This is a genomic window from Rhodanobacter sp. LX-99 (genome assembly GCF_018599185.1).
Lineage (GTDB): Bacteria > Pseudomonadota > Gammaproteobacteria > Xanthomonadales > Rhodanobacteraceae > Rhodanobacter.
The window spans coordinates 593,799-609,442 of sequence record NZ_JAHFVL010000001.1 but is presented as its reverse complement, the minus strand read 5'-3'; the positions used below and the strand labels follow the sequence as shown (position 1 = coordinate 609,442).

Sequence of the window (15,644 nt, the reverse complement as noted above, 5' to 3'; positions counted from 1 at the left end):
TCACCGAGTCCCTGTGCTTCATGACCCCGAAACCCAACGCACTCTCCTGGTTGTGGCTGTCCGCCACCGTCATCGTGCTCGACCAACTCAGCAAGTGGTGGGCGCTACACGCGCTGCAGCCGGTGGGCGTGCCGCATCCGGTGATTCCGGGTTTCCTGAACTGGACGCTGGCCTTCAATACCGGCGCCGCGTTCAGCTTCCTGGCCGACGGCGCCGGCTGGCAGCGCTGGTTCTTCGTGTTGCTGGCGGTGGCGATCAGCGCCGTGCTGATGGGCTGGCTGCGGCGCACGCCGCGGCGCGACTGGCGTACCGCGCTGCCGCTGGCGCTGATCGTGGGCGGTGCGATCGGCAATCTGATCGACCGCCTGCACGCGGCCCAGGTCACCGACTTCATCCACGTGTACTTTCGCCAGTGGAGCTACCCGGTGTTCAACATCGCCGATTGCGGCATCACCGTCGGCGCCGTGATGCTGATCGCGTTCGGCCTGTTCACCGGCAGGTCCGGGGACAGCGTGCGATAATTGAGGAGCGAGAAAAATCAGGAGTGAGAAGCGAGTGGCTGCCTTTGCTCGTTCTCGCTCCTCATCACCCACTCCCGAGAAGTCAATGGACATCCTGCTCGCCAATCCCCGCGGCTTCTGCGCCGGCGTCGACCGCGCCATCGCCATCGTCGAGCGTGCGCTGGAATCCTACGGCGCACCGATCTACGTGCGGCACGAGGTGGTGCACAACCGTTACGTGGTCGACAAGCTGCGTGCCGACGGTGCGGTGTTCGTCGAGGAGCTGCATGAAGTGCCCGACGGCGCCACCGTGATCTTCAGCGCCCACGGCGTGTCGCAGGCGGTGCGCGAGGAGGCCGAGCAGCGCCATCTCAAGGTCTTCGACGCTACTTGTCCGCTGGTCACCAAGGTGCATATGGAGGTGGCGCGACTGGGCCGCATCGGCCGCAGCGTGGTGCTGATCGGCCACGCCGGCCATCCGGAAGTCGAGGGCACGATGGGCCAGTGGAACCCGGCCAACAGCGGCGAGATCCTGCTGGTCGAATCGCTGGAGAACGTCGCCACGCTGGCGCCGGCATTCCCGCACGAGCTGTCCTACGTTACCCAGACCACGCTGTCGGTGGACGATACCAAGGCGATCATCGAGGCGTTGCGCGCGAAGTTCCCCGACATCGAGGGTCCGCGCAAGGACGACATCTGCTACGCCACGCAGAACCGCCAGGACGCCGTGCGCCGGCTCGCCGATGCGGTCGACCTGATGCTGGTGGTCGGCTCGGTCAACAGCTCCAACTCCAACCGCCTGCGCGAGCTGGCCGGGAAGCAGGGCGTGCGCTCGTTCCTGATCGACGGCGCCGAGCACATCGAGCGCAGCTGGCTCGATGGCGTCAACCGCATCGGCCTCACCGCCGGCGCTTCGGCTCCGGAAAAGCTGGTGCGCGACGTGATCGCCCGCCTGCAGTCGTGGGGTGCCGGCGACGTGCGCGAGCTGGACGGCGAACCGGAAAACATCACCTTCGCCCTGCCGAAGGAATTGCGCGTTGTCGGCAGCAGCAGCTCCGCCAGCCTCTGAGCAGTGGGCGGGTGGCACCCCACAGGCCGGGGCTGCCGGCCCGCCCTTGCACCGCCACGCCCCTCCCCGTAAAATCGCCGGCTCTTCCGCCGGAATAGCTCAGTTGGTAGAGCGGCGCATTCGTAATGCGTAGGTCGTAGGTTCGATTCCTATTTCCGGCACCAGTTTCTGCACTATTCGAAGCTCCGGTCAGCTCATGCTTTCCGGGGCTTCGCTGTTTTCGAAAGCGGGAAGATCGGTTGTGAGGTGGCATCGTTCCAGGTGCGCACGATCGCAAGGTCTCCCGCACGACGCGTACAACGCCAGGGTGACGTCGCAAACGGAGATGCGTCTGGCGTTCGAGGCGAATGAGCGGGGATATTTAGGAATATTCCTACAGATCGGTTTTGGCCGACATGATAGGTTGAATCCTGGCAGCAGGTGCTTGCCATGCAATTAAACAAGGACGCTCGGGGCTCTGCTGCTGGTGCCCTGGCTTAACAGGGAGAGTGGGTTTTGGTTATGTCAGGAACCCGGTCCTGTGGTTTCTTGCTTCACCGGGTGCGCATCATCGCTTGCGTGCTTGGCCTCGGTTCGACAGCCTGGGCTCAGGCCCAGCAAACGCCCGCACAGACCCAGGAACAACGCGAGCGCGCCGCACGCGCCGCGCAACAGCGCGAGCAGATGCAGCATGCTCCCGACGTGCGGTTGCAACCCGTCATGGCCAAGGGTTTTCGCGCCATCGCATTGCCGCAGGAAAGTCCCTGCTTCACGCTGCGTGCATTGAGTCTGGAAGGGCCGCGCCACGAGGCGTTCGGTTTCCTGCAACGCTATCTGGACCGTTACACCGGACGATGCGTGGGGCGGCAGGGGCTGGCGCTTGTCGTCCATCGCGCATCGGACCTGCTTCTTGCGCGTGGCTACGTCACGACGCGTCTGGCGACACCCGAACAGAATCTCTCGCACGGACATCTGCGTCTGCTGCTGGTGCCTGGCTTGGTCGGACGCGTGCGCTTCGCACCGGGTTCCGACCCTATCGCATGGCGCAATGCGCTGCCGTTGCGTCCCGGCGACCTTCTCGACCTGCGCGCGATCGAGCAGGGGCTGGAGCAGATGAAGCGACTGTCCTCGCAGGACGTGAAGATCGATATCGCGCCCGGGCGCGAGCCGGGTACTTCCGATCTCGTACTCACCGTCCGGCGCGGCACGCCGTGGCACGTGACTCTCAACTACGACGACAGCGGCTCCAATGCCACCGGGCGCGAGCAAGGTGGCGTGAACCTTGTTCTGGACCATCCGCTTGGCATCAACGACGTGTTCGTCGCTGGTGTCACCCATGCGGTGGGGCGCGATGGTCCGGAGCACGATACGCGGGGGTCGAACTTCAGCTACAGCGCGCCCTGGGGCGACTGGATCTTCAGCGCGTCGACCAACGCCTACGGCTACCGCCAGCCGGTGACCGGTTCGCTGCAGACCTTCGGCTTCACAGGGCGCTCGCGCACCAGCAGCATGAGTGTTTCGCGTCTGGTGCATCGCGATGCAGTTAGCAAGACCTCGGTGCAGTTCACGCTCAGCGGGCGCCAGGCGCACAGTTACGTGGATGGCGTGGAGATCGATGTGCAACGGCGGCAGACTCGCTCGATCGAGCTTGCCCTCGTGCATCGGCGCTATCTGGGTCAGGCGCAACTCGACCTGCGCCTGGCCTATCGCCGCAACATGCCGTGGTTCGACGGCGACTGGACGGCGAGCGTGAACGGCGGTCCGACCTTCCGCGCCGGCATCGCCACGCTGGACGCCAGCCTCGGCCTGCCGTTCCGTATCGGTGCGCAACCGTGGCTGTGGACCAGCGAGCTGCACGTGCAGGGCACCGGCGATCAGGTCTATGTCGAGGACTACATCACCGTGGCCGGGCGCTACACCGTTCGCGGCTTCGACGGCGAGCGTACGCTCGGCGGCCCGCACGGCGCGTATTGGCGCAACACGCTGGGCTGGCCGATCGGCCGCAGCGGTGTGGCGTTGTATGGCGGCGTGGACGTGGGTCGCGCCGGCGGCACGCCGACCCCGGGCATCACCCGTCACGTCGTCAGCGGCGCCGTGCTCGGCGTGCGTGGCAGCCGTTGGGGCCTCAGCTGGGATCTGTTCGCCGGCTGGGCGCTGCAGGCGCCGTCCGGCTTCGGTACCCGGCGCCCCGCTGCCGGCATGCAGTGGATTTATTCGTACTGATGCTTCACCGCCCCGCGTCCGTCGAGGCAGAGACGCAGGGTGTTCGGCTAGTCACAGGGATTGCCTCGGTAAACCAGGGATCGACGTCATGATGGATACCCACCTGCGTACGCTTCGCAACTCGTATTCCGGCCGCGCGTCGCGCACCGTCGCGCAGGGGCTTCGCCAGAAGGCTTTGTGGGCCGCACTCAGCCTGGCTTTGGGCCTGCCCAACGTCCATGCGCAGACGGCGCCCCCGCCGGTGCGAGGCGATGGCAGCACGAGCACCTCGACCATGCAGGCGCCGAACGGCGTGCCGCTGGTGAACATCGCTGCGCCCAATGCCGCCGGGCTTTCGCATAACCGCTACCAGCAGTTCGACGTCACGAGCCAGGGCTTGATCCTCAACAACAGCGGCGCGATCAGCAACACCCAGCTGGCCGGCTATGTCGCAGGCAACCCCAATCTGTCGAATGGCTCATCGGCGCGACTCATCCTCAACGAGGTCACGTCGACCGCCCCAAGCAGACTTGGCGGCGCGATCGAGGTAGCCGGTCATGCGGCCGATGTGGTGGTGGCCAATCCGAACGGCATCGACTGCACCGGCTGCAGCTTCATCAATACGCCGCACGTCACGCTCGTCACGGGTACGCCACTGCTGGACGCCAGCGGCGGGCTCGGCGGCTATCGCGTCACCGGTGGTCACCTCACCGTAAGCGGGGCTGGCCTGGGAGCGAGCGACGTCGACCGCGTCGACCTGATCGCCCGCGCGGTAAGCGTGAACGCCGGCGTCTGGGCGCGCCAGCTCAACATGGTCACCGGCGCCAACCGGGTGAACGCGGCATCGCTGGCCACGCAGGCCCTTGCCCCGACGGATGCCCAGCCGGCGGTCGCGCTGGACGTGTCCGCGGTGGGCGGCATGTACGCCGGTGCCATCCGCCTGGTCGGCACCGAAGCCGGCCTGGGCATCAACAGCGAAGGGCAGATCGCCGCGCAGGACGGCAGCCTCACGCTCACCAGCGCGGGCGACGTGGTGCTCTCCGGCAAGACCAGCGCCACCGGCAACCTCTCGCTGCGCAGCACGCAGGCCGTGAGCAACGCCGGCACGCTGGCGGCAGGCGGTACGGTGAGCGTCGTCGCTGCCGACATCGCCAATGCCGGCACGCTCTACAGCGGCAGCTCGATGATGTTGAGCGCGTCCGGCCAGCTGGGCAACGGCGGCAAGATCCAGGCACAAGGTGGCGGACTCGTGCTGCACGCGGGCGGTGCGCTGAGCAATGCGTCAGGCGGCAGCATCCTGGCCAATGGAGCGGTCGACCTCAGCGCCGCATTGCTGAACAACGCCGGTGCCCTGGAGTCCGCGCAAAGCGTTGACGTTCAAGTGAGGGGGCAGGCCATCAACCTCGGCAGCGTGCAAGCCGATCGCGGCCATCTCAACTTCGCTGCCAATACGCTGGACAGTCGCGGTGATCTGGATGCGGGTGGTGACATCACACTCGCCGGCAGAACATCGCTGAGCAGCACTGGCACCCTGGTGGCCGGCACAGCGGTGATCCTGAGTGCGCCACGGCTGACCACGGCCGGCACCGTCCAGGCCGGCACCGTGCTTGCGATCGATGGCGGCAGCCTGAACAACAGCGGCGCGCTTTACGCGCTGGGCGGCAACTGGCAGGCCCGGCTCTCCGGCGCGTTCACCAACACGGCATTGGGCGATCTCTACGCCGGCGGCGACCTGGCGCTGGATGCGACATCGCTCGCCAACGCTGGAGCGGTCGAGGCGAAACAGGCCGTGCGCCTCACGAGTGCGGGCGACCTGGTCAACACCGGTACGTTGCAGGCGGATGGTAGTGATCTTGCCCTCGTCAGCGGTGGCCGGCTGACCCACACCGGCGACGCTTCTGCCGCACACAACATCAGTCTCAGCGCAGTCGAGGAGCTGGCCGTTCATGGGCAGGCGGTCGCCAATGGTGACGTGAGCCTGAGCGGTGCAAGCCTGGACACGGCGGGAATCGTGCAGGCGGGTGGGCAACTCGGCCTGACCAGCGTCGGCACGCTGGCCAACGCCGGCAAGCTGTATGCGCTGGGCGGCGGCTGGACGGCGACCGTCGGTGGCGCGTTCACCAATCAGGCCGGCGGCGATATCTACGGCAGCGACAGCATCGCGCTGAAGGCGGCATCGCTGTTCAATGCCGGTGCCATCGAAGCGAGGCAGGACGCCGCTCTGACCGTGAGTGGCGCGCTCGCCAACTCGGGCTACGTCCAGGCCGACCAGGGCAGCATCGCCCTGACGGCCGGTTCGCTGGACAGCGGCGGCACGCTCAGCGCCCAGCGCAACGTGCGGGCGCAGGTGACCGGCGCCGCCCGCAACAGCGGCATGCTGGTCAGCGGTCAGGCCACCACGTTGTCCGCCGGCGGCTTCGAGAACAGCGCAAGCGGCCAGATACAGAGCGGTACCGATCTGGCGTTGTCAGCCATCGCGATCGACAACGCGGGCAACCTGCATGCGAAGGGGAGTGCCGTGATCGGCGGCGGCGATCTCGGCAATGCCGCTACGGGCATGCTGCTCGCCGACGGCGCGCTGACCGTGAACAACACGGGCGAGGCGAGCAACGCCGGCCTGCTGCAGGCCGGTAGCGATCTCACGCTCGACCAGGCCACGTCGCTCGTCAACGCGGCGGGCGCGACGGTCTATGCCGGCCATGACCTGAATCTCGATCTCGCGCATGCGCTGGTCAACGATGGTCTTGCCTATGGCGCGCATGCGGTTGTCATCGCTGCGGGTAGTACGGGCAACAGCGGCATCCTGCGCAGCGGCGGCTCGCTGTTGCTGGACAGCACAGGAGACGCAGGCAGTTCCGGGGCGATCCAGGCGCAGCAGGATCTGTACCTCGTCAGCGGCGGCACGTTCGCCAATCGCGGCAAGCTCTATGCGGTCGATGGCCGTCTGGACGTCCAATCGATGGGTGCCTTTACGTCCAGCGCGCAGGGCGACATCTACGGCAGTCAGGACGTGACGATCGCGGCGGACAGTCTGGCGAACGCGGGCCTGCTCGAGGCCGGTCAGGGCATGAGCCTTGACGCCCGGGGTGACGCCAGCAACAGCGGCACCATCCAGGCGGACCAGGGCGGCCTGACGATGGGCGGCACCACGCTGACCAACCAGGGCGCGCTCAGTGCCACCGGCAACATGCGACTCACCGGGTCCGTCCGGCTGATCAATCTCGGGCAGGCGGTCAGCGGTCAGGCCCTGACCATGGCCGGTACCGATCTGCACAATAGCGGCCAGACCCAAAGCGGCACCGCCACCACACTGCAGGCAGTCACCCTGGACAACAGCGGCAGGGTCCAGGCGGGCACTACGCTTGCTGTCAGCGGCAACCAGAGCCTCACCAACGAGGCCGCAGGTCAATTGCTCGCCGCGGGCGACATCAGCGCCGACACGGCGATGCTGCTCGGCAACGCGGGCGTGATCCAGTCTGGCGGCAACCTCGACGTCGATGCTGCGGGCGCCGTCGCCAACCAGGCAAGCGGCACGCTCTACGGAAGCCAGCGGACCAGCTTGCAGCTGGGCGGCAAGCTGGACAACGCGGGTGCGATCTACGGCGCGCAGGATCTGAGCCTGGCATCCAGCGGCCTGACCAATAACGGCAGCCTGCGCAGCGACGCGGTGATGCAGGTAGCCGTGCAGGGCAATGCCGGCTCCAGCGGCACGGTCTATGCGGGCGGCGATTCGGCGTGGAACGTGAGTGGTGCGTTCGCCAATGCCGGCACCCTGGCCGCGGCCGGCGACGCCACGATCACGGCGGGAAGCCTGACGGGAACCGGCACGTTGGCAGCCGGCCTGCAGGGCAATGGCTCACTGGGAACGACCGGTACGCTGTGTGTCGGCACCGATGGCATCCTCGCCTCGAATGGACGTGCGTTGGCCGGTGGCGATCTCGTATTCCATGGCGGCGCGATCGACCTGTCCGGCAGCCAGACCCGCGCGGGTGGCGATGCCACGCTCACGGCAACCCAGGGCAACGTGTCCAACCAGGGGGGCGACCTGGCGGTGAACGGCATGCTGACTCTTGCCACGCCGGGTGCGCTGCTCAATGGTGGCGCCAGTGCTGCCCAGGGCGGCAGGATCGCGGCACAGGTGCTGGCGCTGCAGGTCACGAGCCTGGACAACCGCTACGGTACGCTCACGCAGAACGGCAACAGCGACCTTGCGCTGTCGTTCGCGGGCACGCTCGACAATGCGCACGGCACGCTGGCCGGCAATGCTGACAACCTCACGATCAGCGCCGCTTCGCTGGACAACGGCGACGGTGCGATCAAGCATGCCGGTAGCGGCACCCTCAGCCTTTCCACCAACGGCGACCTCACCAACAGCGGCGGCCAGGTCGCCGGCAACGGCGCGCTGGCGATCCAGTCCGGCGGTGTGTTGCGCAACGTCGGCGGCAGCTTCGGCATGGCCGGCGACGCCACCGTGCATGCCGCGTCGATGGACAACGGCCACGGCACGTTTGCCGCGGCTCGCATCGGTCTCGGCCTGAACCAGGTGCTGAGCAACGTCGGCGGTACCGTGGAGGCCTCCAGCGGCATGACGGTAAGTGCCGGCACGCTGGACAACACGGGCGGCTATCTCAAAGGAACCGGCAGCCAGGCGCTGAGCGTAGCCACCGCCGGGGCGTTGACGAATGCCGCAGCCGGCGGCATCGGCGGTTTCCTCGGCAGCAATGGCGTGGTGACCGTGCACGCCGGCAGCCTGCGCAATGCCGGACAGATCTACGCCGGCAGTGCGCTGACGGTGGCCAGCCAAGGCACGCTCGTCAACGATGGCGGCGCGTTGCAGGCGATGTCGGCGCTGAATGTTTCGGCGATCTCGTCGCTCAGCAACCGCAGCGGGCGGATCGAGGCCGGTGCCGGCGACAGCGCGGCCACGCTGGCAGTGAGCGCCGGCAACATCGACAACACCGGTGGCCGGGTTGCCAATGCAGGGCATGGCGCCAGCACGGTCGGCACTGGCGGCAGCATCGTCAATCGGGGCGGCACGCTGGGCGGCCAGGGCAACGCCACGCTCGACGCGACCAGCCTGGACAACAGCCAGTCCGGTCACGTGGTGGCGGGACAGAGCCTTACGCTTGGTCTGGGCGGCATGAACAATGCGGCGGGCACGCTGTACGCAGCGGCCAACCTGGCATGGAGCAATGCCGACGCGCATCTCGCCAATGCCGGTGGCAACCTCGGTGCCGGCGGCAATCTCGGTCTCGGCCTGCAGTCGATCGACAACGGCGGTGGCGCCATCGCGGCGGGTGGCAACGTCAATCTCACCCTGGCCAGTTTCACCGGCGTGGGTCGTGCGGTGGCCGGGCAGGACCTCACGCTCGCCTTGTCGGGCGACTATGCCAACGGCAACGGCAACACGCTCAAGGCCAACCGCGACCTCACGCTCAGCCTGGGCGGCGACTTCACGAACCCGACCGGTGCCACGCTCACCGCTGTGCGCAACCTCAGCGTCACCGCGTCCAGCATCGACAACGCGGCCGGTGCCGACATCGACAGCGCAGGCACCACGCTGATCGCTCGCAGCGGCTTGGCCAACGCGGGACGCATCGAAGGCGACGCGATCACCCTCAAGGCCGCCAATCTCAGCAATACCGGCACGGTCATCGGCGGGAGCATCGGCGTCACCGCGGGCAACCTCACCAACGGCAGCGATTTGAGGACCGCCACCGACAACGCCGCCTACCAAAACGCGCTGATCGCCGCTACCAGCGGTATCGACCTGTTCGTCGGCGGCACCCTGCTCAATCGCGACGCCACGATCTTCACCCTGGGCGATCTGCGCATCGGCGCGAATGCCAGTGGCGGTCGCAGCGCCGCGGTGATCAACCGCTCCGGGGACATGGAGGCCGATGGCAACGTCACGCTGGCGGCTACGAAGTTCACCAACGAGCGGCGGGTATTCCAGACATCGACCTACAACCTCGACGCGACCGAGCAGGCGCAGAACACGTTGAACGAGGCGCCTCTGGTCCGTTACCGCTACGACGATACCGATCCGACCCACAAGCCACCTTACCTGGATGCCAGTCAGGTCGTCGATGCACCGGAAATCACCGTCGCCGATGCTTATTGCGGTAGCCGCAACAACGACCACTATCGCTGCATCGGCTACCCCTATGGCCAGGGCAGCGCCACCACTTTCCAGATGCTGCTCACCGATACGGTGGTGTCGGTGGAGCGGCTGGTGCGGACCAGTGCACAGAGCCGCCTGCTTGCCGGTGGCGACATCAGCCTCAACGGATCGGTGCGCAACGACAAGTCCACGCTCGCCGCCGGACACGACCTCGTCATCAACGGGCAGCCGCAGAGCGGTGGGGTATCCAGCGGCACCATCGGCGGCGAAACGGTGGAGAACATCGCCTGGGCGCCGACGGCTTCCGTGCAACGCAGTGCGGAACTGCAGGTACGGTTCGAGGGTGAGTCGCACGACGATGCCCTGTGTGCGCCGATCAACGGCGGGAGTCGTTGCTGGGTCCCTTCCAGTTACGAAACCTACAACCCGCAGGGCACCGGTCCCGATCTCTCGGCGCTGCTGACCCTCTCGCTGGCTTCCGGCCAGGCGCCCTCGTGGATCACCCTCCCCGGAGGCGAAAGCGCACCGGCATACATCACCGCCGGCAACACCGTCAGCATCACGGCGCACACCATCGACAACACCGTGGTCGGCGCGGACGGTCAGCCGGTACACGCGGTGATCGGGCTGGGCCAGAACGGCGGCAGCCAGGCGGTGAGCGGCAGCAACGCAGGCCCCGTGGGCAACGTGGGCGGTTCGGCCGCTGGCGTGGGCGACATCGCGATCGACGGTACGCCGGTCGCCGTCGGCGGCACCGCACTGGGATTGCCGGCCGGCCGCGCCGGAGGGTCCGGCGGCCCGGCACCCGTCGCGGGGGCCGGATCATCGGTTGCTGCCGGCACGCCCGGCACGCCGTCCGCCACCAACGCGCCGCCACCGCAGGTGGTTTCCGCGCTGAGCGGCGGCCATCCCACCGTCACGTTGCCGCAGTCGGGCCTGTACACCGTGCAGACCAATCCCGGCAGCCCGTACCTGGTCGAGACCGACCCGCGCTTCACCCGGTACAGCCAGTTCATCAGCAGCGACTACATGATGGACCAGCTGGCGATCGATCCGTCCGACATGCGCAAGCGGCTGGGCGACGGTTTCTACGAACAGCGCACGGTACTCGACCAGATCGCCTCGCTCACCGGCCGCCGCTTCCTCGACGACAACACCCATGCGCTCGCGCAGTACCGCACGCTGATGGACGCTGGCGTGCAGGTAGCCCGGCAGTTCGATCTCAGCGTGGGCATTGCATTGACGCCCGAGCAGATGGCCAACCTCACCCAGGACATGGTGTGGCTGGTCGGCGCCACGGTGGACGGCCAGCAGGTGCTGGTGCCGGTGGTGTACCTGTCGGCAGCGCATGCCAGGGCGCTGGCCGCCGGCGGGGCCACCATCGCCGGCAAGAACGTGATCCTCACCGCCAGCGGCGACATCACCAACAACGGCACCATCGCCGCCAGCGACAACGCGCAGCTCACCGCCGCCAACCTGCTCAACAGCGGCAAGCTGAGTGCCGGCAACAACCTCAGCGTCAGTGCCGCGCAGGACGTCCTCAATGGCGGCACGCTCGGCGCGGGCGGCAACGTCAGCCTGGTGGCCGGCAACGACGTGCGCAGCGGTATCGACGCCGCCGTCGCGCTCGGCGCGGTCGACCTCACGGGGCTGAGCGGGCCGGTGAGTGCGGTGGCACTGGGCAACCTGCAGCCGGGCAGCATCGGCGCGGGCGGCAATCTGGCGATCAGCACCGGTCGCGACCTCAATCTCGACACCGCACCGGTAACCGCCGGCAGCAACCTCAGCCTGGCCGCCGGCCGCGACCTCACTGCCACGGCCACCGCCATCTCTGCCGGCAAGGGCGCCCAACTGCTGGCCGGTCGCGACCTGAGCCTCGCGGCGATCGGTCATACAGTGCACACGGAAGGGCCGCACTACGATCACGCCGATACCACCACGAACACGGTCAGCAGCGTCACGGCGGCCGGCAACCTCACCGTGGTCGCCGGCCGTGACCTGACCAGTCAGGGCGCGCAACTGGATGCAGGTAATACCCTGGCGGTCGGCGCGGGGCGCGATCTCACCCTGGACACCGTAACCGACGTGGCTTCCAGCCTGACCCATGCCGCCGAAGGCCACACTGCGGTCAGCGAGAGCCATCGCGACGAAACCCTGCAAGGCAGCACGCTGAGCGGTGCCAACGGTGTCGTCGTCAGCGCCGGCCGCGACCTTGCCGCCACCGCTGCCACGATCGGCAGCGCCCAGGGCGCGGTGGTCCTGGGCGCCGGCCACGATCTCACCCTTGATGCCGGACAGGGGAACCACACCGCCAGCAGGGACACCACCCGCACCCATAGCGGCCTGCTCTCCAGCAGCACCACGACCACTCACGACGCCAGCAGCGATACCTACGCCGTCGGCACCGCCATCAGCGGCAGCAACATCACGCTGGGCGCCGGCCACGACCTGACCACCCAGGGCGCGCAGGTCAGCGCCACGCAGGACATCGGACTCAGCGCCGGCCACGACGTGCTGCTCGGTGCGGCGCAGGATTCCCACAGCGAGGCGCACGACCGCGGCACCACCAAGCGTGGCGGTGGCCTGGGCGTGCTGGTGGGTACCTCCAAGGGCGACCTGTTCACCCGCACCCACAAGGTGCAGCAGGACAGCAGCAGCGACACCGTCGCCGTCGGCAGCGTGCTCAGCGGCGACCACGTCAGCGTGGCCGCCGGCCACGACCTGACCACGCAGGCCGCGCAGATCGCCGGCACTCGCGACGTGGTGCTGGCCGCCGGCCACGATCTCACCGTCGGCACCGCCGACAACACCCACACGGAAGACCACAGCCTCGCGGTCAACACCTACGGCGCGCAGCGCAGCGGCCTGCACGGCATGTTCGGCGTGGCCAAGGCCACGCAGACCGCCAGCGAGACCGACACTACGCCCACCGGCAGCCTGGTCGGCAGCACGGACGGCGTCGTCACGCTGAGCGCCGGGCAGGGCGTGCACATCACCGGCAGCGACGTGCTCAGCCAGACCGGCACCGCGATCGTCGGCCAGAACGTCACCATCGATGCCGCCGTCGGCACCGCCGACAGCCACCAGACCCAGTCGCTGCACACCGGCGGCATCATGGCCGGCCTCACCGGCGGCGCGGCGACCGCGGCGGAGCAGGCCTACGCCTCAGGCCAACGCGCCGGGCAGGTCAGCGACAAACGGTTGAAGGCCTTGTACGCGGCACAGGCGGCGTATGGCGCGCGCGATGCCTACAGAGGCGGGAGCGCGGGTGTAGGCAGTGTTGGCAGTGGCGGTGGCGCCCAAAGTGCTGCGAACTCCAGCGGCGTCAGCCTGCGCATCGGCATCGGCGCCAGCAGCGCCTCGGCGCACAGCGACACCCACGATGACATCAGCTACGCCAGCCACATCCGCAGCAACGGCGACGTCCCCATCGCCGCGACGAACGGCGACCTCAACGTGATCGGCAGCCAAGTCAATGGCGTCGACGTCGCGCTGACCGCCAGCCACGACCTCAACCTGCTCAGCCAGGCCGAGCAGCATACGCAGAGCGACCACAGCGCCAACGCACGCGGCGAACTGGGCATCAGCATCGGCAGCCAGACCGGCTTCTACGCCACCGCCGACGGCGGCAAAGGCGTGACCCACGGCAACGGCACCAGCTATGCCAACAGCAGCGTCACCGCCAGCGACACGCTGAGCCTGCTGGCCGGCACCGATGCCACCATCGAGGGCGCGCAGGCCAAGGGCAACACCGTACTCGCCGATATCGGCGGCAACCTGTCGATAGCCAGCCAGCAGACCACCAACGACTACGCCAGTCACTCCTGGCAGGCCGGCGGCACCTATGTCTACGGCTCCGGCAGCGAAGTGCACGCCAGTGCCGGCATGGTCGACAGCAGTTACACGAGCGTGGATCAGGTCAGCGGCATCGGTGCCGGCAACGGCGGCTTCCAAGTGCACGTGGGCGGCCACACCGACCTCACTGGTGCGGTAATCGCCAGTACGGCCAATCCGTCCCTGAACCTGCTCGACACCGGCACCTTGAGCTTCAGCGATCTGAAGAACAGCGCCAGCTATAGCGCGATGAGCGCTGGCATCAGCGTGGGCTCCGGCAGTGGCGGCACCAGTGCCTCACCAAGCATTGGCGTGCCGCAGTTCGGCGACAAGAGCAGCACGACCCAGGCGGGCATCGCTCAGGGCACGATCATCACTCGCGACAACCCGGGGACCGATCTCAGTGGGCTGGATCGTGCGCCGGATATCGGCGCCGCCGGCCTCAAGCCGATCTTCGATCAGCAGAAGGTGACCGAGCAGCAGGAACTGGGCAATGTGGCCGGGCAGGTCGGCATGCGCGCAGCCGGTGATATCGCCAGCTACAAGCAAACCCAGGCCGCAGCGGATCTAGCAGAAGCCCGGGACGCTGGTGATACTGCTGCTGAGGCTGATGCTAAGCAACGGTTGGATAGATGGAGTGAAGGCGGATCCGACAAGATCATTCTCCATGGATTGGTCAGTGCCGCGACGGCCGCCCTGGGGGGTGGAAACGCTTTGCAGGGCGCTCTGGGTGGCGGCTCAAGCCAGGCCGCAAGTGGAGCCATGGAAAGGTACTTGGGTGATCAGGGCATTGATCCGTACAGCCCTGAAGGCAAGACGTATATGCAGTTGGCCAGCGCAGCCATCGGTGGCGCCGCAGGCGGTGGCGCCGGCGCAAGTACCGCACTTACCGGTGATGCATTTAATCGTCAGCTGCACCCGAACGAAATCAAGCTGATCACGGGCGAGCTTGCAGCCAAGTATGCGGGCGAACATCCCGGGGTCAGCGAGCGCGATGCCGAAACCATACTGATCAAGCAGAGCTTGCGTCAGGTGGACGATGCATGGTCCGCCAAGCTGGGGCCGGACGACAATGATGCCAAACAATGGCTGGCTAACAACACTCCTGATTGGGCGAAGCAAAACGGCTACTTCTCAGCAACGTCTGCCGAACGTGCTGATTCCACGATCAACGGCCAGTATTACGATGGCGAGTTCCACACGCAATGGAACGGCATACTCAGTGATCTTGTACCGAGTGTCGTAACGGGTTTCATCGGCAGTTATGAGACCCCTGCGCAACACGGCAGTCAGGTCAACTTGTCTGGCTACAAGGACATGGCCAACACCCTCCGCGATCAGGGCACCATGGAGTCTCTGGAGCGTAAGGTGGCAACCGGTCAAGGTTTAACGACCGACGAAGTGCATACCTACGCGCAGTTAGCCACGCTGTATCCTATGTTCAGAGCCGGTGCACTCGGGCCCTTCGGACAGTTGGGCGTGGCGATCCGCGACCAAGATGGCACGGCAGCAGCGGCAGCGATCATCGGGGCCGTACCCGGCGAGGGGCTGGCTGCCAGTGCTGGTAAATCGCTTGACGTGGCCGCGGATGGTGAAAAGGTTGCCAATATCTTGGCTCCAGCCAAGCGAAATACAGGAGAGACTGTTCTGGGTCACTACCCTGAATACGTGACGATGTCAGATGACATTGGAGCAAGGCGCTATCAAATTCCGGATAGTGTATGGAATACAATGTCAGAAGATCAGCGGTGGGCGTCAAATACTAGGTTTTTAGATAGGACTATAGATAGGGGAGACGCCGTAATATTGGCGACACCCGCGCAATCGGCCCGACCCGGGTCCTACTATGCTCGAGAAATAGAATATATGAGGCAAAAAGGATATGCGGTTTCCAGCGACGGTATGCGACTAACCCCTCCGGCCAAAGGAAAATGAC

The 15,644-nt window shown here is 66.8% G+C and carries 4 protein-coding genes and 1 tRNA gene; all 5 read left to right on the top strand.

Annotated features, from left to right (window positions below; all coding sequences use genetic code 11):
* The first annotated feature begins 20 nt into the window (after positions 1-20).
* Entirely contained in the window at positions 21-521 is a 501-nt protein-coding gene (gene lspA, locus KK131_RS02935) for a signal peptidase II (protein WP_214555170.1), read from the top strand.
* A gap of 85 nt (positions 522-606) precedes the next feature.
* Positions 607-1,569: a 4-hydroxy-3-methylbut-2-enyl diphosphate reductase gene (ispH, locus tag KK131_RS02930; protein ID WP_214555169.1), complete on the top strand. Its 963-nt coding sequence runs from the start codon at positions 607-609 to the stop codon at positions 1,567-1,569.
* A gap of 88 nt (positions 1,570-1,657) precedes the next feature.
* A tRNA-Thr gene (locus tag KK131_RS02925) sits at positions 1,658-1,733 on the top strand.
* Positions 1,734-2,109: 376 nt separating this feature from the next.
* A complete protein-coding gene (locus KK131_RS02920; protein ID WP_214555166.1) occupies positions 2,110-3,771 on the top strand; it encodes a ShlB/FhaC/HecB family hemolysin secretion/activation protein in 1,662 nt (553 codons plus the stop codon).
* Between the two features lie 88 nt (positions 3,772-3,859).
* Positions 3,860-15,643: a hemagglutinin repeat-containing protein gene (locus KK131_RS02915; protein WP_214555164.1), complete on the top strand. Its 11,784-nt coding sequence runs from the start codon at positions 3,860-3,862 to the stop codon at positions 15,641-15,643.
* Position 15,644: the final 1 nt, after the last annotated feature.